A 21224-nucleotide genomic window follows, 5' to 3' on the forward strand; every position below is an offset into this window, starting at 1 on the left:
GCCAGACAGTTCGGGGTGGCCTGTGAGCCCGGCACCCCAGCGCGTCGACGGGCGGACCGCCCGGTCGGAGCGGACCCGCAACGCGATAGTCGACGCCCACCTCCAGCTGATCCGCGAGGGCGACCTGCGGCCGACCGCCGACCGCATCGCCAAGCAGGCCGGGGTGTCGCTGCGCGCCCTGTGGAGCCACTTCGCCGACATGGAGGCGCTGTTCACGGCGAGCGGGCGCCGCGTACTGGAGATCCGGGACGCGGCGCACCGCCCCGTCTCGCCCGAGCTGCCACTGGCCGAGCGCATCGACGCGTACTGCCGGCAGCGCACCCGCCTGCTCGAACAGATCGGCCCGACGGCGAAGGCGGCCGCGCTGAAGGAGCCGTTCTCCGAGACGCTGCGGCGCTATCGCCAGCTGCACGTGGAACGGGTCCGCGCCGAGCTGGGCACGCTGTTCGCGGTCGAGGTCGACGGCAACGACGAGCTGCTGAACGCCCTCACCGCGATCAGCATGTGGCCGACCTGGTCCACGTGGCGCGAAACGATGAACCTGTCCGTCCCGGCGGCCCGCGCCGCCCTGTCCCGCACGATCACGTCCCTCCTCCAGGCCGCGCCCTCAACATAGGCCGCGCCCGGTTCATCAGCGCTCGCCGCTCGACAAAAGGGCGCGCGGCAAGGGGCGCGCGGCAAAAGGGCGCGGCAAAAGGGCGCGCTGTCGGCGTGAGCCGCGCTGTCGGCGTGAGCCGCGCCTGGCGCGCTTCGGGCTGTCAGCGTGAGTTGCGGGCGGCGAAGTAGGTGGGCGGGTCGGGGTTGGGGTGGGGGCTGGCGTTGCGGAGGCGGATGGCGCTGAAGCCCAGGCTGCTCGTGATGACCCTGTCCCAGAACGGCCACAGGTTGGGCAGCAGGCGCAGCTGGATGCCGGCGGCGGCGTGGCAGTCGATCAGGTTGCCGACCGGCTCGGGTGGGGCCAACGGGCGCACCGGCTCCGTGGCCACCACGGCGGGTGGCTCGTCCGTGTCGTCGATCGGGTGGAACGGGGCGGACGGCAACCGGTAGGCGTACAACGTCGTCGTGCGCATCGCGTCCCACCAGGCGTACTCGATGGCGTGGACCCGATTTCCGCAGCCGGCGCCGATGATTCTTTCCCGGTCCTCATCGGACGTTCCCTTGGCCACCCACGCCATGGCCCGCGGGCACTGTCTTGGAAACCAATAGTCGGGCGCGCGATCGTGTCCGACGGCCCAGACATACGCCTCGGACTGCTGAGCCGTCGCCGCGACGTGCGGGACGAACAGCTCGATCGTCGGATCCTCGGAGAAGTGCAGCACCTGGCCGGCCTCGGGTCGCATCCCACGGTCCTACCGCATGGACGCGACCCGGGGCCGCCGAATATCAGATGACGACGACCGAGCGGGCGCCCTCACCGCGGGACATGCGGTCGAACGCGTCGGGGACCTCGGGCAGGGTGATGCGGTCGGTGATCAGGTGGTCGAGGGTGATGTGGCCGGACAGGACGCCGGCGGCCAAGGCCGGAATCTCGACGTCCTGGTCGGCCTGGCCGTAGACCGAGGAGCGCAGCGTCCGGTTGGACGAGAAGATGTCCAGGGCCGACAGCGACACCTGGTCGTCGTTCGAGCCCATGCCCACCACCGTCACCTTGCCGCCCCGGCGGGTGGCCCGCCACGCCGCCCGGATCGTGGCCGCCCGGCCCACGCACTCGAAAGCGTGGTCGGCGCCCCGGCCCGACGTCCGGCCCCGGATCTCTCGCGACAGGGTGTCGGAGGAGACCACGAAGTCGGTGGCGCCGGCCGACTCGGCCAGGCCCTTCTTCGACTCCGAGACGTCCACCGCGATCACGTCGGACGCGCCCGCGGCCCGGGCCGCCGCCACCACCGACAGGCCCACGCCGCCCAGGCCGATCACCACCACCGACTCGCCGGCGGCGACCTGTGCCGTGTTGCGGACCGCGCCGAAACCGGTCAGGACGCCACAGCCCAGCAGGGCCGCTCGTTCGAAGTCGAGCTCGGACGGCACCCGGACCACCGCGTTCTCCGGGGCCACCACCTGCTCGGCGAACGCGCCCAGGCCCAGGCCCACGTGCACCGGCACGCCGTCCAGGGTGACGCCGTTCTCCAGCGAGGCCACCCCGGACGACGTCGAGCACAGCCACGGCTCGCCGTTGTCGCAGAACCAGCAGTTGCGGCACGCCGGCTGCCAGTTCAGCACCACGTGGTCGCCCACCGCGGCCCGCGTGACCCGCTCGCCGACCTCCACCACCTCACCCGACGCCTCGTGGCCGAGGACCAGTGGGTACGAGGGGCGGATGGTTCCGTTCACCATGGACAGGTCGGAGTGGCAGACGCCGGCCGCTCGCACCTTGATGCGCACCTGGCCCGGCCCCACCTCGGGCAGGTGCAGCTCGGCCACCGCGGGCCGGGCCCCGGGCTCGCGCAGGACCAGTCCGTTGAACCACGCCGTCATCGCTGGATCGCCTTCACCTGCTGGAACTCGGCGAGACCGAACTCGCCCAGCTCGCGGCCGACACCGGACTGCTTGTAACCACCGAACGGCGCGAACGGGTTGAACGCACCACCGTTGACGTCGACCGCGCCCGTGCGCAGGCGGCGCGCGACGGCCAGGGCCCGCTCGGATGAACCCCACACGCCACCGGCCAGGCCGTAACGAGAGTTGTTGGCGATCGACACCGCCTCGTCGTCCGACCCGAATGGGATGATCGACAGCACTGGGCCGAAGATCTCCTCCTGGGCCAGTTCACTGTCGGGGTCGACGTCGGCGAAGACGGTCGGCGCGACGAAATGTCCGGTCGACGGGACCGGTGCCTCGAGCCCGCCCGCCACCAGTCGCGCGGATGCTCGCGAGATGAAGCCCTCGACCCGCGAACGCTGCGCGGCCGAGACCAGCGGCCCGAGCCGCGTCCCCTCGTCGAACGGGTCGCCCACGGTGTAGCCGGAAGCGGTCTTGGCGGCCAGCGAGACCGCCTCGTCGTAGTGGTCGCGATGCACCAACATGCGGGTCCAGGCCGTGCAGGTCTGCCCCGAGTTCAGGAAGGCGTTGCCGACGCCGACTTTGACCGCGCGAGCAACGTCGGCGTCCTCCAGGATGACGTTCGCCGACTTGCCGCCCAGTTCCAGGGCGACCTTGGCCACCCGGTCGGCGGCCGCGTGGGTGATGGCCTTGCCGGTCGCCGTGGAGCCGGTGAACGACACCATGTCCACATCGGGGTGTCCGGCGATGGCCGCGCCGACCACCGGGCCGGTGCCGGTCACCAGGTTGAGCACGCCGGCCGGCACGCCCGCCTCGTCGGCCGCGTCGGCCAACAGGTACGCCACCAGGGGCGTCAGCTCGCTCGGCTTGAGCACCACGGTGCACCCGGCGGCCAGGGCCGCCGCGACCTTGGCCACGACCTGGTGGAGCGGGTAGTTCCACGGCGTGATGGCGCCGACCACGCCGACCGGCTCGTGCGCGATCAGCGAGTTGCCGATCGTCTTCTCCTCCACCGGGCGGGCGGCCATGTCGGCGTACCCCCGAAGGACCGCAAGCGGCAGTCCCGCCTGGACCCGCTGGGCGACCTTGACCGGCGTGCCCAGCTCGAGCCCGACGGTCCTGGCGATGTCGCCGGCGCGGGCCGACAGCGACGTGTGCAACCGGTCGAGCACCTCGGCCCGCTGGGCCATCGGCGTGGCCGCCCAGCCCTCGAAGGCGGCCCGGGCGGCGGTGACCGCGCGATCGACGTCCTCCGCCGTGCCGGCCGGAACGTGGGCCAGGACCTCCTCGGTCGCCGGGTTTTCCACAGCGATCGTCTCGGTGGAGGTGGGCGCGGCCCACTCCCCACCGAGGTAGAGGTGCGGGCGATCGAGCGATGTCATCAGCGGGTCCCCTCTTGTCGGGCCGTGAGGCCGGTGATCAGCAGGTCCAGACCGAGTTCGAAGGCGCCTTCGTCCACGGCTTCATGATGCTCCGCCAGAAGCGGGGCGTGGTGCAGGTGTGGATAACGTTCGTAAAGCTGGGGATCCACGTCGAAGCCCAGCGCGAACGAGCCGAGCGCGGAGCCGGTGACCAGGTAGCGCATGAGCGCGCCGATGTGTGTGGCCCGCGCATAGCTCCACCCGGCCTCGACCAGCGCGCCGTAGACGGCCTCGGCCATGGCCAGGCCGGCCGGACGGCGGCCGGGGCCCTGGGCCAGCACCGGCACGATGTTCGGGTGTTCGGCCAGCACCGCTCGGTAGGACTTGGCCCATCGCCGCAAGGCGTCCGGCCATTCATAAGCCCCAAAGGCCGACAAATCTACTTTTGACACTACCGCGTCGGCCACCGCGTCGATGATCTCGGCCTTGGTCGCGAAGTGGTTGTACAGCGACGGCCCTTGAACGCCCAGGTCGGTGGCGAGCCGGCGCATCGAGAGCGCGTCGAGCCCCTCGGCGTCGATGAGGGCCGAGGCCGCCTCGACGATCCGCTCCCGCGTCAACAGAACCTGTCGCGGCCGCGCCATAAACGATCTCCCCGAGAAAATCAGCACTGGACGTGTAAAAACTTACACCGCTAGTTTAAAGCACATGGACTTCTCGCTCACCGACGAGGAACGCGCGATTCGCGACACCGCCCGGCAGTTCATCACCCGCGAGGTCATGCCGCTGGAGCAGGAGGCGCTGCTCCGCGAGCGGCGCCACCAGCCCGGGCTCGAGCTCAGCGAGCTGCGCGAGCTACAGCAGAAGGCCAAGAAGTTCGGCTTCTGGGGCCTTTCCACACCGGAGGAGTACGGGGGGATGAACCTCCCGGCCGTCATGCAGTCGCTGATCTGGACCGAGGTGGGCCGCACCTTCGTCCAGTTCAAGTTCGGCGGCGAGGCGGACAACATCCTCTACTACGCCAATGAGGACCAGAAGCGGGAGTTCCTGATCCCGACGATCGAGGGCGAACGGATCTCCTGCTTCGCCATCACCGAGCCCGGCGCCGGCTCGGACGCGGCGAACATCAAGCTCAGCGCCCGCCAGGACGGCGACGACTGGGTGCTGAACGGCGAGAAGACGTTCATCACCAACGGCAACGACGCCGATTTCGTCATCGTCGTCGCGGTCACCGACCGGGAGAAGGGCGTCCGCGGCGGCGGCACCACGGCGTTCCTGGTCGACCGCGCCATGGGCTGGCGTTCCGAGTTCATCCAGACCATGGGCGAGGGCGGGCCGGCGGCGCTGGTCTTCGACAACGTCCGGGTGCCGGCGCGCAACATCCTGGGTGAGATCGGTCAGGGCTTCGAGCTGGGCATGAAGTGGATCGGCAAGGGCCGGTACCTGATCCCGTCCAACGCCCTGGGCATCGCCGAGCGGGCGCTCGGCATGGCCCTCGAGTACGCCAACACCCGCGAGACCTTCGGCAAGAAGATCGGCGAGAACCAGGCCATCCAGTGGATGATCGCCGACTCCGAGGTCGAGATCGAAGCGGCCCGCTGGCTCATCCTGCGCGCGGCCTGGACGGTCGACCAGGGCTGGGACCCCCGGCACGCCTCCTCGATGGCCAAGCTCTACGGCGCGAAGATGGTCAACGAGGTCGTCGACCGGGTCATGCAGATCCACGGCGGCATGGGATATACGCGAGAGCTTCCGATCGAACGGTGGTACCGCCAGGTGCGACTTATGCGTATCTATGAGGGCACCGACGAGATGCAGCGCCTGATCATCTCGCGGGACCTGCTCCGCGGGTACACGAAGATCGGAGGGCACCTGGCATGACCGTTTTGTCGCTGGCTACCGTTCTGGCCGAGGCGGCACGGAGATATCCCGACAAAATCGCGGTGGTCGACAGCGTCACCACCGAGCGCATCACCTACCGCGATCTCTGGCAACAGACTTTGGCGTACGCGTCGGCTCTTCAAGCGAAGGGAATCGGCCCCGGCGATGTGGTCGCCATCCAGATTCCCAACCTCGCCGACTTCCCCCGCGTCTACTACGCCACGCTGGCCGTCGGGGCCACGATCGTGCCGATGCACCTACTCCTCACGCCCGAGGAGAACGCGTACGTCCTGAAGGACAGCGGCGCCAAGCTGCTGGTCGCCCACTCGTCGCAGTTGGAGAACGCCGTTGCGGCCTCCAAGATCGCCGAGGTTGACGTGGTGTCGGTCGGACCTGCCGTGCCGGGCATCGACCGGCTCGAAGAGGCCGTCACCACACCGCTACGGACGTACGTCAGCCGCGAGGCCGAGGACGTCGCGGTCATCTTCTACACGAGCGGCACCACCGGAAAGCCCAAGGGCGCGCTCCTGACCCACCTCAACCTCGTCATGAACACGATCGTGAACGTCTTCGACATCCACGATCTGAAAGAGGACGACGTGACGATGGGCTGCCTGCCGCTGTTCCACACCTTCGGCCAGACCGTCGGCATGAACGGCACCTTCCGCATGGGCGGCACCCTCGTGCTGCTGGCCCGCTTCACCGGCGAGGCCGCGATCCAGCTGATGGTCAAGGAGAACGTGACCATCTTCCACGGCGTGCCGACCATGTACATCGGGCTGCTGGAGGCCGCGGCCAAGGCCGAGGCGCTCCCCGAGCTGCGGCTCTGCGTCTCGGGCGGCGCCTCGCTGCCGGTGGCCGTGCTGGAGAAGTTCAACGAGACCTTCAAGGCCGAGATCTTCGAGGGGTACGGCCTCTCGGAGACCTCGCCCACGGCGACCACCAACCAGCCCGCGTTCGGCACGAAGCCGGGCACGGTCGGGCACCCGATCTGGGGTGTGGAGGTCGAGATCGCCCGGCCCGAGATCGACGAGCGGATCGAGCTGCTGCCCGACGGCGAGCTCGGCGAGATCGTCATCCGCGGTCACAACGTCTTCGCCGGCTATCTGAACAATCCCTCGGCGACCGAGGAAGCCGTCGTCGACGGCTGGTTCCGTACGGGCGATCTCGGCACCAAGGACGAGAACGGCTTCATCGCGATCGTCGACCGCAAGAAGGACCTGGTGATCCGGGGCGGCTTCAACGTCTATCCGCGTGAGGTGGAGGAGGCGCTGGCCCGGCATCCGGCCGTGCAGCAGGTGGCCGTGATCGGCGTGCCCGACGCGGTGCACGGCGAGGAGATCTGCGCGGTGGTCGTTGCCGACCCAGGCACGGTGTCGGCCGACGAGCTGATCGAGTGGTCCCGCGAGAAGCTCGGCAAGCACAAATATCCCCGCAAGATCCGCTTCGCGGAGTCGCTCCCGCTCGGTCCCAGTTTCAAGGTCCTCAAGCGGGAGCTTCGCAAGACGTACGGCTCAGACGCTCAGTAGAGCGGGAAGCTCCGCGACGATCGGCTTGTCCGCGGGCAGCCAGTGCACGCTGTCCAGCTCGTCAACACCGAGCCAGCGCATGGACGTGTGCTCCAGCGCCCGCGGCATGTCGCCGCCCAGCAGCCGGGCGCTGAAGACCCGCAGCACGGCCCGGCCGTGCGCGAGGGAGACGTCGGGCCCGACCCGGCCACCGACCTCGACCCGCACGCCGAGCTCCTCGACGCACTCGCGGACCAGGGCCTGCTCCTCGGTCTCGCCCGGCTCGACCTTGCCCCCGGGGAACTCCCAGCGGCCCGCGACCTCGGGCGGCGCCGACCGCTCGCACGCCAGCACCCGGCCGTCGCTGATGATCACCGCCGCCACGATGACTCTGCGTGACTTAGGTGACTTGACATCCTGTTCCGGCCGCATGAGATCAGAGCTTTCCACAAAAGTTTGCCGTTCCGGGTGCCCGAGCCGTCCCGATCGTCACGCAAACACATATATGTGGGCGTGGACATGCTTGTCCTGGAGAGCAAGACTGTGAGGCACCGACCATGACGACACGGCGACAGTTTGGCCACAAGCCGGCAACGACGCCTAGGGGGATGGGCGATGCGGGCCAGAAGACAGCGAGTGAACCGCTCCGACTACCTGACTGATGCTTTGACCGTGCTGAGCGAGTGGACGCGCGACGGCGTCCAGCTGCGGCGCGATCTCGCGTGCGACGACAGTCAGCATGCCGCATTGACGGAACGGATCAAGGTGGCAGCGGACACACTACGCATTCAACCCAACATCCGGCGCACCAACGGTCACACTCAGATCTGCCTCGGTGACCGAGATGGCGACGCCCTCACGGACGGTGAGGTCACCCTAGCCGCCCGGATCGAGGACTTCTACCGCACGGTGACCGATACGCAGCTGACCAACCCGCAATAGCCCGTTGTCGCTACGCTCGCGCCATGAGCGAAGTGATCTACGACAGCAAGGGCCAGTACGAGCAGGTGCAGAGCGGCCTGCTCGACGGCGAGACGATCATCGCCGTCTACGACGCGATCGGCGCCGGCACCGGCTTCATCGGGCTGACCAACCGCCGCATCATCATCCAGGACAAGTCCTTCGTCGGTAAGCGCTTCGCGATCACGAGCATCCCGTACTCGAAGGTCAGCAGCGTGAGCGTGGTCAGCAACAAGAGCTGGGCCGGCCAGTTCTTCTCGACCGGCACGATCGCCATCACGGTCGGCACGCACACGTACGAGGTCGAGTTCCGCGGGTCCGACAAGACCCACCACGTGCACAACGTGATCCTGCACTACGCCAGCTAGAGCACCCTCGTGGGCAGCGGCGTCTCCTCGACCGAGCCGTCGTCCCGGCGCCGCAGCGCGTAACCGCGCGGGCCCGGCCGGTCGGCGACGACCTCGGCCAGGGTCGTGCCCCGGTAGACCAGTGCGGCGCCGTCGTCGGTGGCGTAGCCGTCGCCCAGGGTGCCGTCGGCGATCAGCTCGTGCATCTTCGGCCGGCGCTGCTCCTCGGCGTCGTAGTGCACGCCGTTGCTGTACGGCAGCCAGCCCAGCCCGTCCGTGAACGCCCGCAGGTCGGGGCCGAAGCTGTCCGTGCTGCCGCCCTGATGCCAGCAGATCGAGCCGGCCGAGACGCCGCCCAGCACCACGCCGGCCTGCCAGGCCTCGTGCAGGATCTCGTCGACGCCGTGCACCCGCCACAGCGCGCACAGGTTGGCCACGCTGCCGCCGTGCACCCAGATGATGTCCTGCTCCAGCAGGTGCGACCGGATGTCGGCCACGTTCGGCATCGGGATGAGCTGGAGGTGCGAGGCGGCGAACTCGGTGCGGGCGAACGCCGCGTAATGCGCGCCGATGACCTGCGGGAAGTCGCCGCTGGCCTGGGTCAGGAAGCAGATCCGGGGCTGTGACACGTTGGCCAGCTCGGCCGCGAACCGGTGGATCTTGCCGGGACGCCAGGCGAAGTCGCCGAAGCGGCCGACCTCGAAGAAGGCGCTCGTGGCGAGGATGGTGGGCTCGTCGGCGGTCATGGCACCATCCTCATGCACGCGTCGGCCGTGTCGAGCACGAGGTCGGCGGCGATGTCGATGGCCAGTCGCAGGCGCAGCGGATCGCCGTCGACGGCGGCGAAGGCCTTGTCGACCCGCTCGGCGAAATGCTCGGGAGCGCCGGGCAGCGCGCCGGCGGCGGCGACCGCGCCCTTCTCGTTGATCAGCCACTGGCCGGCCGCGCCGTGCAGGGCGTGCGCGCACACTCCGGCCAGGCGGAACAGGCAACCGGAGACGTACGCGCTGTCGCCGCGCGGTATGCCCTTACGAGCGATCATGATCAGGAAGTCGGCCTCCCACAGCCCGGCCACCAGCTCGCGCGAGAGTGCCGGCGGATAGACCCGCAGGCGTTTGCGCAGCTCCTCCAGCTCCCCTGTGTCGGCCAGGACCCGGGCCAGAGCCACCTCCCCGGCGTACGCGTGATCGGCGAACCCGAGCGGATGACCGGCCTGCGTGTGGAACGCGTACCGGCCCTGCTCGACGCCCTCGCAGACGGCGGTGACCCGGTCGAGGTCGCGGTAGATCAGGTCGACCGCGTCGCCGCCGACCTCGAGCCAGCCGCCCCCGTCCACCCACGGTCCCCAGCCGCCGGGCGCCGTGACCTGGGCCGACGGGCCGGCGATGGCGCGGGCGGCCGCGGTCAGCCGATCGATGTCGAGCGGGTGCCGGTAGTAGAGCCCGAGGTCGGTGTCGGAGTCGGGCGTGTGTGTGCCCCGGGCGCGGCTGCCGCCGAGCACCACCGCGGTGATGCCGGGCACGAGCATCAGCTCGGCGGCCATCGCGGTCAGCTGGGCGTCGGTCAGGGCCATCGTCGCGCCTCGATCAGCACGCGGGTCGCGTGGGAGACGAACACGCCCTTCACGGTGATCTCCTCGTGGACGGCCCGCAACCGGTCGCGGTATTTCTCGATGGTGAAGCCGGGCACGGTCCAGATCACCTTACGCAGGAAATACGCGACGGCGGCGATGTCATGGAATTCGGCGCGGAGCCGCTCCGCCCGTACGTCGAGAAGCTCGAACCCGGCGCCCTCAGCCGCCGCCGCGAGTTGCCCGGGGTGGTTCTTCGCCGGAGGCGGAAGGGGCCCGAGCATGGCCTCCGACAGCTCGCGGTTGCTGCCCGGGCCGATCTGCTGGGACAGGAAGACGCCGCCCGGTCGCAGCACCCGGGCGATCTCGGCCCACGGCGTGCTCACCGGGTGACGGCTCACCACCAGGTCGAACGTGGCGTCGCCGAAGGGAAGGTGATCATCGGCCCGGACGACCGGAACCGCCAGATGGCGCGCGGCCACCTCCGGCTGCCAGGCCTCCGTGGCGATGAGCCGGCGATTTCCAGGGGCCTTGCCGATGGCGTACGCGAAGACCTCGCCCCCGCCGGTCTGCAGGTCCATCGCCGACGTCGCCCGGGCCAGCCGATCGGCGACGCGATCGGCGTAATGCCACGACGGGCGTTGTTCGGTGGCGCGGCCGTCGAACCAGGAGAAATCCCAGCCCTCGAGGGGAACGGCCGCGGCCTCAGCGAGAAGCTCGTCGAAGGTCACGCCCTATTTTGTGGGCGCCCACTTCGGACCGCATCCGAGATTTCCGAGCGACTCGGCGTCGAGCAGCGCGATGTCCTGGTCGAGGATCGTGACCGAGCCGCCGAGCTGGACGGCGCTCTCCTGCCGGCAGTCGGCCGACCGGCCGAGCGGGAGGCAGAAGTCGTCGCATCCCTTCGGCGGGCGGTGGCCCATACCCGGACCTCCCACGCCTCCGCCAGGACCGCCACCGGGGCCTCTCCGCGAGCCGAACGCGATCACGCGGTGCTGCGGCTGCTTGGTGATCGTGCTGTCGAGCAGGCGGCGCTCGGTCTGCTTGCCGTCGGTGAAGGTGACCAGGTAACGCAGGGTCTCCTCGCCGGGAACACCGGCGGTCTGGATCTTGCGGGCGCCCCGCGGCAGCGACGGATCGCGCACGAGGCGGGTCTGGAACGGGATCTCCCGTGTCTCGGTCTCCGTGCGGGTGGTCAGCACGGGACGCGGATCGCCGGCGGCCACCGCAGGCGGCTGTTGTTGTTGCGGCTGCTGCGGAAGCTGTTGCTGAGGCGGCGACTGCTGTTCCTGCTTGGACGGCGGGACGGCGACCCGGGCCGGCGCCTGCTTGGGCGTCCGGGTGGCCGTGCGGTCGGCCTGGTCGTTCACGCGGGGCAGGCTGGCCGCGGCGTCGTACTGGGGTTTCGCATGGTGCGGAGCCACTGGGGCCGGCGCCTGCGGATCGTGCGGGGCCGGAGAGGCGGCGGCCTGTCCGACGGCGGTGACGATGCGCGGCGCGGCGGGGTCGTCCCTGGTCAGGGCGGCGACACCGCCGACCGCGGCGGACGTCACGACCAGCAGCGCGCCGCCGCCGGCCGCCATGCGGACACCGAACGGCAGCCGGGCCCACCAAGACTTTCGTGGCATTTCAAGCAGTTGCTGTAAAGAGTCACTAGTTGTCTGGTTTTGCACCTTAGGCATTGTGCTGCCCGGGGCGGGGGATGCAAGCATCCCCCGCTACGTGTCCTTTTTGATCAGGCGTTGCGGAGCGGCTTGAGGGCCGTGCTCCAGGCCACCGTCTGGTCGAGGACGGTGTTCAGGGCCGCCTCCTGGTGGGCGCCCGGCAGGAACTTGCTGTAGTTCTCGAAGTCGGTCGCGAGCGACAGCAGGACCTGGGCCCGGACGTCGGCCAGCATGAGCTCGCCGGCGATCAGGCGCAGGTGCTCGACGGCGCGGGCGCCACCGACCGAGCCGTAGCCGACGAAGCCGACGGCCTTGTTGTTCCACTCGGCGAACAGGAAGTCGATCGCGTTCTTGAGCGCACCGGAGGTGGAGTGGTTGTACTCGGGGGTCACGAAGATGAAGCCGTCGAACGACGCGATCTTCTTGGCCCACTCGAGGGTGTGCGGCTTGGTGTACTGGCCCATCGACGGCGGGATCGCCTCGTCGAGGTGGGGCAGGTTGTAGTCGAGGAGGTCCACCAGCTCGAACTCGGCGTCGGTGCGCTTGGACGCGATGTCCAGCACCCACTTGGCCACGGCCTCGCCGTTACGGCCGGGACGCGTGCTGCCCAGGATGATGCCGATCTTGGTGGTCATGAGGTGCTCCGCTTCGTTGCTTCGAGGATCTGTGACGCTGACTAAACTTGCTACGTCAAAGAAGTATTCCTGCGGTCTGGCCGTACGATCAATGTCATGTCCGCCACAACACCCGACCCGGCACTGCCGCCGGGCCTCCACGCCCTGACGCCTTCGGAGGAGGCGGTCATGCGCGGAATCGGCCGGATGCTGCAACTGCTCCCCCGGCAGCTCAACACCGACCTGGAGCGCGAGCAGCGCATGTCGGCCAGCGAGTACAGCGCGCTGCGGCACCTGTCAGAGTCCTCGCACGGGCGCATGCGGATGAGCGAATTGGCCCAGGCGTGCGACATGTCACTGAGCGGCATGACCCGGCTGGCGGCCAAGCTGGAGTCCCTCGGCTACCTGACCAGGGTGAAGTGCGAGGACGACCTGCGCGGCTGGAACGCGGTGCTGACCGAGCGCGGCCTGGCCCGCCTGCGTGAGGCGTGGCCGACCCACCTGGCCAGCGTCCGCCGCCACATCTTCGACCACTTGGGCGGCATCGACCTCGACAAGCTGGCCGCCGCCCTGAACGAGATCGCCGGCGACGCCCCACGCTGAGCCGGCCGCCTCGCCGTCCTCGCCCCGCCGGAGCAGCTAGCGGCTTTCCTCGCTGAGCCGATAGGCGTCCAGGGCCGCGGCCAGCATGCGCTCCTGCGCGAGCGGTGGATAGGCGGCGGGGTCGGCCGCGGCGAAGGCGGCGGCGCCCTCGGCCATGGCGATCAGGCCCAGCGCCGCGTCGGACACCCGCGCCGCCGGCCAATCCGGGGCGGCCTCGCCGACCAGCCGCTCCACGCGCGCCCGCCAGGCGCGGTTGTTGGCCCGGTGCATCTCGACCAGCTCGTCGTCGGCCACCGCGGCGGCGAGAAATCCCATCCAGACGACGCTCTCGTGCCGGGTCTCGGCGTCGAGCGCGAGCCCTTGGCGCAGCACCTCTTGCAGCGCGGCCCGCGGCGACAGCGCGTCCCGCTCCAGCGCCTCGACCCGGGCCCGGGTCTTCTCGTGCAGCAGCTGCCGGGCATGGCGCAGCAGCGCCTGCCGGTTGGGGAAGCGATGCATGACCAGCCCGGTGGTGCATCCGGCGGCCGCGGCCACCGCCCGTACGGTCAACCGCTCCAGCCCCTGCTCCCCCAGCACGTCCCAGACGGCGCGGGACAGCGCCGCCTCCTGCCCCTTCTTGTCGGCCGTCCGTGACATATCCGCTCCCCCTGCCCTCGTAACGGATGTTACCGTAACGCTTGTTACGACAGGAGGGCACCATGGCCACCATCGAGGAGCGGGACTGGGACGATCCGGCCGGGGCGGCGCTGCGCGCGGCTCAGCGGGCCGAGCTCGACCAGCGCTACGGCAGCGACGACCACGAGCCCGGCACGCCGCCGTCGGCCGCCGACATCGACCTCTTCCTGGTCGCGCTCGACGACGAGGGGCACGCCCTGGGCTGCGGCGCGCTGCGACGGCTGGACGACGACAGCGCCGAGGTCAAGCGGATGTACGTGGTGCCCGGGAGCCGCGGCAACGGCACGGCCACCGCGCTGCTGCGCGCCCTGGAGGACGCCGCCCGGGAGCGGGGCTGGACCACGCTGCGCCTCGAGACGGGCCCGGCCCAGCCCGACGCGATCCGCTTCTACGAGCGGGAGGGATATCGCGAGATCCCGCTCTTCGGGCCGTACATCGGCTCCGGTCTTTCCGTCTGCTACGAGCGGACGCTGGCCTGAAAAGCGGACGGCCGCCGGGGCGTACCCGGCGGCCGTCTTGGCCTATTGGCGTCGCCAGACGCCGACCTGGGCGTCGTAGAGACCCGAGCCCTTCAGCAGCTTGAAGCCGAACTGGGCGGCGGGCCACTGTAGATCGGGACGCGAGGGCAGGTAGCGGCCGATCACGACGTCGACGTCGGCCGGCGGCTTTCCGCCCTTGGGCAGGAAGGTGACGTCCTGCCAGTAGACGTCGTGGTACATGACGAAGTAGCCCTCGTTGGTCATCTTGGCCGTGAAGGCGACCTTGTCACCGGGACCGACGCCGAGCTCCCTCAGGTTGAGCCCGATGCTGAACTTCTGGCCGAGCGGCTCGATGATGCGGTCGCGCATCACCACCATGGTCACGGCGTTGGCCACCACGATCAGCACCAGCGTCGGAATCGCCAGCTGGCGCATCCGGGTGGCGGCCACGATCACGGCCAGGCCGATCAGGCCGATCGCCGTGCCGACGAGCGGGCGGAAGTGCGTCCAGCCGGCCGTGATGGTGATGATGTCGGGGCCGCCGAACGTGCCGTACGACAGCTTGTGCCCCTGCTCGGCGACATGGTGCAGGCGATAGGCGATCAGGCCGCCACCGGCCGCCAGGACCAGCACGGGCACCACCGCGTATCTCGCCACGGCGCGCAGCCGGCTGTCGACCAGGACGGCGAAGCCGAAGAGGATCCAGAACGGGACGAACGTCTGCACGTAGCGCGAGTAGATCGCGTCGGCGTTCACCGGCAGGCCGGCCAGGATCAGCGCCGCGCCCAGGGCCACGCCGAGCGTGCTGAAAAGGGCCAGACCACCGGTCCAGCGGTACGCCACGTCGCGCTTGGGGCGGAACATCTCGAGGGACGCCGCCGCCCAGCCGATGCCGGCCAGACCGGCCGTGACCACGCACATGTACCAGATGTTGGTGCCGAGCGAGCCGAAGAAGACCTGGAGCCGCTGGACGCTGGTGAAGACCTCGAGGGTGCCGCCGCCGACGATGTCGCCGCGGACGTGCACCTTGTCGCCGAGCAGCACGATGATGATCTGGTTGAGCACGACCAGCAGCACCAGCGGCACGACGGACAGGCCGGCCATGCGCCAGGTCGCCTTGCGGCGGTAGAGCAGGAAGGCCAGGAACGCGAAGAAGACGACGGCCAGGATGGTGCCGCGGATGTGCACCATGTAGAGCACGCCGGTCAGCACGCCCACCGTGATCGCGGCACCCTTGCGCGCCGGCTCACCGAGCCACCAGTGGATGGCCAGGAACCAGCCGAGCATGAGCGGCGCCATCACCGCGTCGGTCATGCCCACCAGCGACCAGAAGGTGCCGGCCGGCATGGTGGCGGCGACGAAGGCGGCGGCCAGCGCGATCCAGGTCTTGAGCCCGAACATGCGGCGGGCCAGCAGGTACGCCAGCGGCAGCGACAGGGCGCTGATGGCCGCGTTGACGACCTGGACGATCTTGTACGAGGTGGTGAAGTCGAGCCCGAACAAGAAGGCGGGCGAGATCAGCAACGGATATCCGACGCGGCGGAACAGCGGGGTCTCCGAGCTGAAGCCGCCCGGGCCGCCGGCGATCGCGCGCGCGGCGTTGATGTAGCTGTCCTCGTCGGTGTGCGCGATGGGGTGGGTGATCGGATTTCCGAGCCAGAGCCGCCACAGCACCCCGGCCAGCCAGCCGAGGGCGAGTACGCCGATGATGATCCATCGGATGCGGCCGGAGCTGTCTTTCGCCGCCGTCGCTTCGCGCTGCGCGGGCGGCATGACCTCTGTCGTCATGATGGTCGTCTGATTCTTCCTGCCTGGGGCGCCGGTGGCGTCAACCAGCGAATGACCGGCGAACGGTAGCAGCATCGGTCACGCGCCACTGTCCCGTTGTCGCGTGTGGCACAGCCCGCGCACAGACAGACCGTGGTCATTTGCCTGTTGTACACCGATAAGTTCCCAAAAATCCCTAAGCCTCGATCTCTCGAAAGTGGCCGGTGTGCGGTAGTGTCCGCTCGCTAAGACCGCGGGGACAGCGGGGGAAATCAATGAGACTTACTTTCGTGACGGCCACGACCGGCCTCGTCATGCTGGTCGTGATATTCGAGTTGCTGCGGCGGCGGCAACTGCGTGAGAAATACGGCGCGTTGTGGCTGCTGGTGGCGGTCGCCGTGCTTCCACTGGCGTTCATCCCGACGCTGCTCGACGGGCTGTCGTCGTTCCTCGGCATCGCGTCCGGCCTGAGCCTCTTCCTGTTCGCCAGCGTCGTCTTCCTGCTGCTGGTGGCCGTGCACCTCTCCTGGGAGAGCAGTCGCCTGGAAGAGGAGACCCGGAGCCTTTCCGAGGAGATTGCCCTACTTCGGGCGGATGTCGCCGAATTGCAGGAATTGCGGGAGAAAGTGAAAACGCCGTGACCGTCACTACGGAACGCGTGCTGACGATCCTGCCCGCGTGGAACGAAGCGGAATCGATCGCCGCGGTCATCAAGGAACTGCAGCAAGAAGTCCCCGGAATGGACATTCTGGTCGTCGACGACTGCTCGAAGGACGCGACGGCCGCCGTGGCCCGGCAGGCGGGTGCCAAGGTCGTACGGCTGCCGTACAACCTCGGCGTCGGCGGCGCCCGCCGTCTCGGCTACCGCTACGCGGTCGAGCACGACTACGACGTCGCGGTGCAGATGGACGCCGACGGGCAGCACGACCCCCGCTACATCAAGGACATGGTCGCCGCGCTCGACGAGGCCGACCTCGTGATCGGCGCCCGGTTCGCCGGCGAGGGCGTCTACAAGGTCGCCGGCCCCCGCCAGTGGGCGATGAAGCTGCTGTCGAAGGCATTGTCCGCGATCGCCCGCACCAGGCTGACCGACACCACGTCGGGATATCGGGCCTGCCGCGGCGAGCTGATCAACTTCTACTCGCGCAACTTCCCGGTCGAATACCTCGGCGACACGGTCGACACGATCGTCCAGGCCAAGCGCTCCGGCTACGTGATCAAGCAGATCCCGGTCTCGATGCGCCCCCGCCAGGGCGGCACGCCCAGTAACTCGCCGTCGAAGGCGATGATCTACCTGTTCCGCTCCGGCCTGGCGCTGCTGCTCGCCCTGGTCCGCCGATGACGGCGGGCGCCGACCTGGGGCAGACGGCCCTCCGCATCACCCGCAGCAGCGGCTTCCGTTTCCTGATCGTCGGCGGCACCAGCGTGGTCGTCGACGCGGGCCTGCTGTGGGTGCTGCACGGCGTCGTGGGCATGTGGCTGGAGCCGGCCACGGCCATCGCTTTCCTGGCCGGCTTCCTGGTGAACTTCCTGCTGAACCGCCAGTGGGCCTTCGCCTCCACCGGCCGCCTGCACCATCAGCTGGCCAAATATCTGGCCCTGGTGGCCGTCAACCTGCTGATCACGGTCCTGCTGGTCAAGTTCCTCACCACCCTCGGCGTCATGTACCTGATCGCCAAGGTGCTGACCACAGCCGCCCTCTCCACGATCAACTACTTCATCTCCAGGAAGTGGATCTTCATCTGACCTGGAGGCGGTGACGACATGACCGCGGTACCGCGGTGGCGTGCCGACGACCTCGACCGGCTCCCGGAAGCACCGCGTCACATCGAGCTGATCGACGGAAGGCTAGTCTTCCGAACCTGCCCTCAGCAGATCCGGCACAGCCGACTGGTCACAGCGCTGCTGCTTTGCTGCCCGGCCACAAAGGCTGAGAACTCACACCGCCACGAGCCGGATGCGATCGCCGCAGAGCTTGGCCATGTCGTCGATGTCGGAAGTCAACATGACCACCGGGCGATGCTGGCGTAACGCCGCCTCGGCGACCGCCGCGTCGATCGCGTACTTGTGACCGTGCAGGCCGGCATCCATCAGCAGCTTCGATGCCGCCCTCGCCTCCTCGTCACCCAACGGAATCACGCGCAGCCCGGAGAGCACCCAGTTCAGGCGAGACTTGTTCGTGCGGGCATGAACGGCCTCGATGATGGTGAGCGCGCAGATCACGCCCTCCATGCCTCGTGAGCGGGACTCGGCCACCAGAGCCACCACCTGCTCGTCGTCGGCGAGCAGCTTCGAAAGCCCTTCGCTGTCGAGGACCAGGGTCCCCTCGTGGCTCAGCTTGCGGCGGGCCACTCACCCTCCTCGGCGAAGACCTCGTCGAAGACCTGCCGTGCCCGTTTACGGGCATGCTCGGAGACCGGCCCCTTGCGGCTCTCATAGTCGGCCAGGTACTCGTCGAGCACCTGGCCGCGCAACTCCCGCTCCACCGCCTCAGCGATGAACGCGGAGAACTCCCGCTTGCCCACTCGGGCCCGGATCGCCTCGGCGGTCCCCTCTGGCAATGACAGGCTCACCCGAGTCGCCGGGCCCTCCCCGATGCTGTACGTCGGTTCACCCATCACCCAAGTGTGTCAAACGAGTAGGAAAAACGCCACGACCTGCGGCTCGACTAAACGTTGAACCGGAACTCGACGACGTCGCCGTCCTTCATGATGTAGTCCTTGCCCTCCATGCGGACCTTGCCGGCGGCCTTGGCGGCGGACATGGAGCCGGCGGCCATCAGGTCGTCGAAGCTGACGATCTCGGCCTTGATGAAGCCTCGCTGGAAGTCGCTGTGGATGACGCCCGCGGCCTCGGGGGCGGTGGCGCCGACCGGGATCACCCAGGCCCGGGCCTCCTTGGGGCCGGCCGTCAGATAGGTCTGCAGGCCCAGCGTGTCGAAGCCGACGCGGATCAGCTTGTCGAGGCCGGGCTCGGTCTGGCCGGTCGACTCCAGCAGCTCCTTCGCGTCCTCGGGTGAGAGGTCGATGAGCTCGGACTCGATCTTGGCGTCCATGAACACGGCCTCGGCCGGAGCCACCAGGGCGCGCAGCTCGTCGAGGAACGCGGCGTTGCCGAGCTCCTCCTCGTCCACGTTGAAGACGTACAGGAAAGGCTTTGTCGTCAGCAGGTGCAGCTCGCCCAGCAACTCCACGTCGATACCCGCCGCGGCGGCGCCCGCGTGCAGAGTCACCCCGTCGTTGAGCAGCTTGAACGCGGCCTCGGCGGCGGCCACGACCGGCGCCCGGTCCTTCTTGAGCTTCGCCTCTTTCTGCAGGCGGGGCAGCGCCTTCTCGACCGTCTGGAGGTCGGCCAGGATCAGCTCGGTGTTGATCGTCTCGATGTCGTCGGACGGGGAGACCTTGCCGTCGACGTGCAGCACGTTCGGGTCGGAGAACGCGCGCACGACCTGGCAGATGGCCGAGGCGTCGCGGATGTTCGCGAGGAACGCGTTGCCGCGGCCCTGACCCTTCGACGCGCCGCGGACCAGGCCGGCGATGTCGACGAAGCTGACCGGCGCCGGGATGACCTTTTCGCTCGCGAACAGCTCGGCGAGCCTGCCCAAGCGCTCGTCGGGCAGCCCGACGACCCCGACGTTCGGCTCGATCGTCGCGAACGGGTAGTTCGCGGCGAGCACGTCGTTCTTGGTCAGGGCGTTGAACAGGGTGCTCTTGCCGACGTTGGGCAGGCCGACGATTCCGATGGTGAGGCTCACGGAGCGTCAGTCTACGGGGTCCATGGCCATGTCCGAATCCCGCCAGCAATCCACCGGCCCGAAAGCGCAGACTCGACGTCATGGAACTGGACTTCGAACGGTGTTACCGAGCCGTGGACAGCCGGGACCAGCGCTTCGACGGCTGGTTCTTCACCGCCGTGACCAGCACCGGCATCTACTGCCGCCCGTCCTGCCCGGCCATCACGCCGAAGCGGGAGAACGTGCGCTTCTATCCGAGCGCGGCCGCCGCCCAGCGTTCCGGCTTCCGCGCCTGCAAGCGCTGCCGCCCGGACGCCGCGCCCGGCTCGCCCGAGTGGGACGCGCGGGCCGACCTGGTCGGGCGGGCGATGCGCCTGATCGGCGACGGCGTGGTCGACCGCGAGGGGGTGCCCGGCCTGGCGAGCCGCCTCGGTTACACCGAGCGTCACCTCAACCGGCTGCTCACGGCGGAGCTCGGCGCCGGTCCGCTGGCACTGGCGAGGGCCCAGCGAGCGCAGACGGCGCGCATCCTCATCGAGACCACGGGCCTGGGCCTGGCCGAGATCGCGTTCGCGTCCGGTTTCGGCAGCGTCCGCCAGTTCAACGACACCATTCAGGAGGTGTACGCCCAGGCGCCCGGCCAGCTGCGGGCACGGCGGGCGAGCGGTGTGGCGGACGAGCCGGGCACGATCACCGTACGGCTCGCCTACCGCTCGCCGTTGCACGTGCCGGCGCTGCTCGACTTCCTCGAGACGCGGGCGCTCCCGGGTGTCGACGAGCGCGACGGTCAGACGTACCGCCGGGGTCTGTCCCTGCCCCACGGAAGCGCGACCGTCGCGCTGACCCCGGCCGACCGCTTCGTCACGGCGACGCTGCGGCTCGGTGACGTGCGAGATCTGGCGCCGGCCGTGGCCCGCTGCCGGCGGCTCTTCGATCTGGACGCCGACCCCGACGCCGTCGATGCCACGCTGGGTGCGGACGTCGCGCTTGCTGCGGCTGTCGCACAGGAGCCGGGTGTACGGGTGCCACGCGCGGTCGACGGCTTCGAGATGGCCGTGCGGGCGGTCGTGGGTCAGCAGGTCTCGGTGGCGGGTGCGCGCACGACCCTGATCCGGATGATCCGCGCGGCCGGTGCCCGGTCAGCCGGCGTCTTCCCGTCCGCGGCGGTCGTGGCCGAGCTGCCCGACGAGGCGTTCGGGATGCCGGTGGCGCGCCGGGAGACGATCCGGGCGCTGGCGGCGGCCGTGGCCGACGGCAAGATCGACCTCGAGCCGGGCGCGGATCGCGCCGAGACCGTCGCCCGCCTGGAGGAACTCCCCGGAGTCGGCGCGTGGACGGCCGGATATGTCGCGATGCGGGCGATCGGCGATCCCGACGTCTTCCTGCCCACCGATCTGGCCGCCCGGCGCGGAGCCGCGGCTCTGGGCCTGCCGACCACGCCGAAGGCGCTCGCCGCGCACGCCGAGCGGTGGCGGCCATGGCGCTCATACGGACTTATCCGGCTGTGGAGAGCCGCCTGACGACTTGTCCACAGCCCTAACAAGATCTTTCCCCACGGCCCGTCCG

At 69.4% G+C, this 21224-nt stretch carries 26 protein-coding genes; 11 read left to right on the forward strand and 15 right to left on the reverse strand.

From position 1 onward, the window contains the following. The first annotated feature begins 22 nt into the window (after positions 1-22). A complete protein-coding gene (locus ACQP2X_RS45365; RefSeq protein WP_498692369.1) occupies positions 23-616 on the forward strand; it encodes a TetR/AcrR family transcriptional regulator in 594 nt (197 codons plus the stop codon). Between the two features lie 142 nt (positions 617-758). On the opposite strand, the gene ACQP2X_RS45370 is transcribed toward ACQP2X_RS45365, so the two are convergent. The 4 genes from ACQP2X_RS45370 to ACQP2X_RS45385 are packed head-to-tail and all read right to left on the reverse strand — an operon-like array spanning position 759 to position 4501. Next, positions 759-1340: a DUF6886 family protein gene (locus ACQP2X_RS45370; RefSeq protein ID WP_498692370.1), complete on the reverse strand. Its 582-nt coding sequence runs from the start codon at positions 1338-1340 to the stop codon at positions 759-761. Between the two features lie 43 nt (positions 1341-1383). Beyond that, the gene (locus ACQP2X_RS45375) at positions 1384-2472 is read right to left on the reverse strand and encodes an alcohol dehydrogenase catalytic domain-containing protein (RefSeq protein WP_498692371.1); all 1089 of its coding nucleotides are present in this window, start codon (positions 2470-2472) and stop codon (positions 1384-1386) included. Further along, positions 2469-3878, reverse strand: a complete 1410-nt coding sequence (locus tag ACQP2X_RS45380) for an aldehyde dehydrogenase family protein (RefSeq protein ID WP_498692372.1) — start codon at positions 3876-3878, stop codon at positions 2469-2471. The genes ACQP2X_RS45375 and ACQP2X_RS45380 overlap by 4 nt, the downstream gene beginning before the upstream one ends. Next, the gene (locus ACQP2X_RS45385; RefSeq protein WP_498692373.1) at positions 3878-4501 is read right to left on the reverse strand and encodes a TetR/AcrR family transcriptional regulator C-terminal domain-containing protein; all 624 of its coding nucleotides are present in this window, start codon (positions 4499-4501) and stop codon (positions 3878-3880) included. The genes ACQP2X_RS45380 and ACQP2X_RS45385 overlap by 1 nt, the downstream gene beginning before the upstream one ends. A 64-nt stretch (positions 4502-4565) precedes the next feature. Here ACQP2X_RS45385 and ACQP2X_RS45390 point away from each other — a divergent pair, with 64 nt between their 5' ends. Both ACQP2X_RS45390 and ACQP2X_RS45395 read left to right on the forward strand, forming a co-directional pair. Then, positions 4566-5738 carry an acyl-CoA dehydrogenase family protein gene (locus ACQP2X_RS45390; RefSeq protein ID WP_498692374.1) on the forward strand — a complete coding sequence of 391 codons (1173 nt, stop codon included), beginning with the start codon at positions 4566-4568 and terminating at the stop codon, positions 5736-5738. Next, a complete protein-coding gene (locus ACQP2X_RS45395) occupies positions 5735-7267 on the forward strand; it encodes a long-chain-fatty-acid--CoA ligase (protein WP_498692375.1) in 1533 nt (510 codons plus the stop codon). Before ACQP2X_RS45390 ends, ACQP2X_RS45395 begins: the two co-directional genes overlap by 4 nt. Here ACQP2X_RS45395 and ACQP2X_RS45400 read toward each other — a convergent pair. Continuing rightward, positions 7253-7678, reverse strand: coding sequence for a (deoxy)nucleoside triphosphate pyrophosphohydrolase (locus ACQP2X_RS45400; RefSeq protein ID WP_498692376.1), 426 nt, complete (start codon positions 7676-7678; stop codon positions 7253-7255). The genes ACQP2X_RS45395 and ACQP2X_RS45400 overlap by 15 nt on opposite strands. A gap of 183 nt (positions 7679-7861) precedes the next feature. Between ACQP2X_RS45400 and ACQP2X_RS45405 the strand changes: the two genes are divergently transcribed. Together ACQP2X_RS45405 and ACQP2X_RS45410 are read left to right on the forward strand one after the other, a co-directional pair. Continuing rightward, on the forward strand, positions 7862-8188 hold the full coding sequence (locus tag ACQP2X_RS45405; RefSeq protein ID WP_498655441.1) for a 4a-hydroxytetrahydrobiopterin dehydratase: 327 nt from the start codon (positions 7862-7864) through the stop codon (positions 8186-8188). 23 nt (positions 8189-8211) lie between these two features. After that, the gene (locus ACQP2X_RS45410; protein WP_498692377.1) at positions 8212-8574 is read left to right on the forward strand and encodes a PH domain-containing protein; all 363 of its coding nucleotides are present in this window, start codon (positions 8212-8214) and stop codon (positions 8572-8574) included. Here ACQP2X_RS45410 and ACQP2X_RS45415 read toward each other — a convergent pair. From ACQP2X_RS45415 to ACQP2X_RS45435, 5 genes are all read right to left on the reverse strand, one after another. Continuing rightward, entirely contained in the window at positions 8571-9299 is a 729-nt protein-coding gene (locus ACQP2X_RS45415) for a Type 1 glutamine amidotransferase-like domain-containing protein (protein ID WP_498692378.1), read from the reverse strand. The two genes, ACQP2X_RS45410 and ACQP2X_RS45415, sit on opposite strands and share 4 nt — an antisense overlap. Then, positions 9296-10126: a nucleotidyltransferase domain-containing protein gene (locus ACQP2X_RS45420; RefSeq protein ID WP_498692379.1), complete on the reverse strand. Its 831-nt coding sequence runs from the start codon at positions 10124-10126 to the stop codon at positions 9296-9298. Before ACQP2X_RS45420 ends, ACQP2X_RS45415 begins: the two co-directional genes overlap by 4 nt. Next, the gene (locus ACQP2X_RS45425; protein ID WP_498692380.1) at positions 10117-10854 is read right to left on the reverse strand and encodes a class I SAM-dependent methyltransferase; all 738 of its coding nucleotides are present in this window, start codon (positions 10852-10854) and stop codon (positions 10117-10119) included. Before ACQP2X_RS45425 ends, ACQP2X_RS45420 begins: the two co-directional genes overlap by 10 nt. Before the next feature lie 3 nt (positions 10855-10857). Then, positions 10858-11751, reverse strand: a complete 894-nt coding sequence (locus tag ACQP2X_RS45430; RefSeq protein WP_498692381.1) for a G5 domain-containing protein — start codon at positions 11749-11751, stop codon at positions 10858-10860. A 107-nt stretch (positions 11752-11858) separates the two neighbouring features. Next, positions 11859-12422 carry an NADPH-dependent FMN reductase gene (locus ACQP2X_RS45435; RefSeq protein WP_498692382.1) on the reverse strand — a complete coding sequence of 188 codons (564 nt, stop codon included), beginning with the start codon at positions 12420-12422 and terminating at the stop codon, positions 11859-11861. Between the two features lie 96 nt (positions 12423-12518). On the opposite strand from ACQP2X_RS45435, the gene ACQP2X_RS45440 reads away from it, so the two are divergent. Further along, entirely contained in the window at positions 12519-13004 is a 486-nt protein-coding gene (locus ACQP2X_RS45440) for a MarR family winged helix-turn-helix transcriptional regulator (protein WP_498692383.1), read from the forward strand. A gap of 36 nt (positions 13005-13040) precedes the next feature. On the opposite strand, the gene ACQP2X_RS45445 is transcribed toward ACQP2X_RS45440, so the two are convergent. Then, positions 13041-13640, reverse strand: a complete 600-nt coding sequence (locus ACQP2X_RS45445) for a TetR/AcrR family transcriptional regulator (protein WP_498692384.1) — start codon at positions 13638-13640, stop codon at positions 13041-13043. Positions 13641-13702: 62 nt separating this feature from the next. Here ACQP2X_RS45445 and ACQP2X_RS45450 point away from each other — a divergent pair, with 62 nt between their 5' ends. Beyond that, positions 13703-14158, forward strand: a complete 456-nt coding sequence (locus ACQP2X_RS45450; RefSeq protein WP_498692385.1) for a GNAT family N-acetyltransferase — start codon at positions 13703-13705, stop codon at positions 14156-14158. Positions 14159-14200: 42 nt separating this feature from the next. Here ACQP2X_RS45450 and ACQP2X_RS45455 read toward each other — a convergent pair whose 3' ends face one another. Further along, the gene (locus ACQP2X_RS45455; protein WP_498692386.1) at positions 14201-15946 is read right to left on the reverse strand and encodes a hypothetical protein; all 1746 of its coding nucleotides are present in this window, start codon (positions 15944-15946) and stop codon (positions 14201-14203) included. Between the two features lie 269 nt (positions 15947-16215). Between ACQP2X_RS45455 and ACQP2X_RS45460 the strand changes: the two genes are divergently transcribed. From ACQP2X_RS45460 to ACQP2X_RS45470, 3 genes are read left to right on the forward strand one after another with little or no spacing between them, the layout of a single operon-like run. Next, complete coding sequence (locus tag ACQP2X_RS45460) at positions 16216-16566, forward strand: DUF2304 domain-containing protein (protein ID WP_245922758.1); 351 nt, start codon at positions 16216-16218, stop codon at positions 16564-16566. Continuing rightward, on the forward strand, positions 16563-17267 hold the full coding sequence (locus ACQP2X_RS45465; protein WP_498692387.1) for a glycosyltransferase family 2 protein: 705 nt from the start codon (positions 16563-16565) through the stop codon (positions 17265-17267). Before ACQP2X_RS45460 ends, ACQP2X_RS45465 begins: the two co-directional genes overlap by 4 nt. Then, positions 17264-17671 (forward strand): GtrA family protein, encoded by a 408-nt coding sequence (locus tag ACQP2X_RS45470; protein WP_498692388.1) that lies wholly within the window; start codon positions 17264-17266, stop codon positions 17669-17671. The genes ACQP2X_RS45465 and ACQP2X_RS45470 overlap by 4 nt, the downstream gene beginning before the upstream one ends. 192 nt (positions 17672-17863) lie before the next feature. Here the strand turns inward: ACQP2X_RS45470 and ACQP2X_RS45475 are convergent, their stop codons facing one another. From ACQP2X_RS45475 to ychF, 3 genes are read right to left on the reverse strand one after another with little or no spacing between them, the layout of a single operon-like run. Then, positions 17864-18277 (reverse strand): hypothetical protein, encoded by a 414-nt coding sequence (locus ACQP2X_RS45475; RefSeq protein WP_498692389.1) that lies wholly within the window; start codon positions 18275-18277, stop codon positions 17864-17866. Next, entirely contained in the window at positions 18259-18543 is a 285-nt protein-coding gene (locus ACQP2X_RS45480; RefSeq protein ID WP_498692390.1) for a hypothetical protein, read from the reverse strand. Before ACQP2X_RS45480 ends, ACQP2X_RS45475 begins: the two co-directional genes overlap by 19 nt. A 50-nt stretch (positions 18544-18593) precedes the next feature. Beyond that, entirely contained in the window at positions 18594-19679 is a 1086-nt protein-coding gene (gene ychF / locus ACQP2X_RS45485) for a redox-regulated ATPase YchF (protein ID WP_498692391.1), read from the reverse strand. Positions 19680-19759: 80 nt separating this feature from the next. On the opposite strand from ychF, the gene ACQP2X_RS45490 reads away from it, so the two are divergent. Next, entirely contained in the window at positions 19760-21178 is a 1419-nt protein-coding gene (locus ACQP2X_RS45490) for an AlkA N-terminal domain-containing protein (RefSeq protein WP_498692392.1), read from the forward strand. The last annotated feature ends 46 nt before the right edge of the window (positions 21179-21224 follow it).

The organism is Actinoplanes sp. CA-131856, from assembly GCF_050956135.1.
Taxonomy (GTDB): Bacteria; Actinomycetota; Actinomycetes; order Mycobacteriales; family Micromonosporaceae; genus Actinoplanes.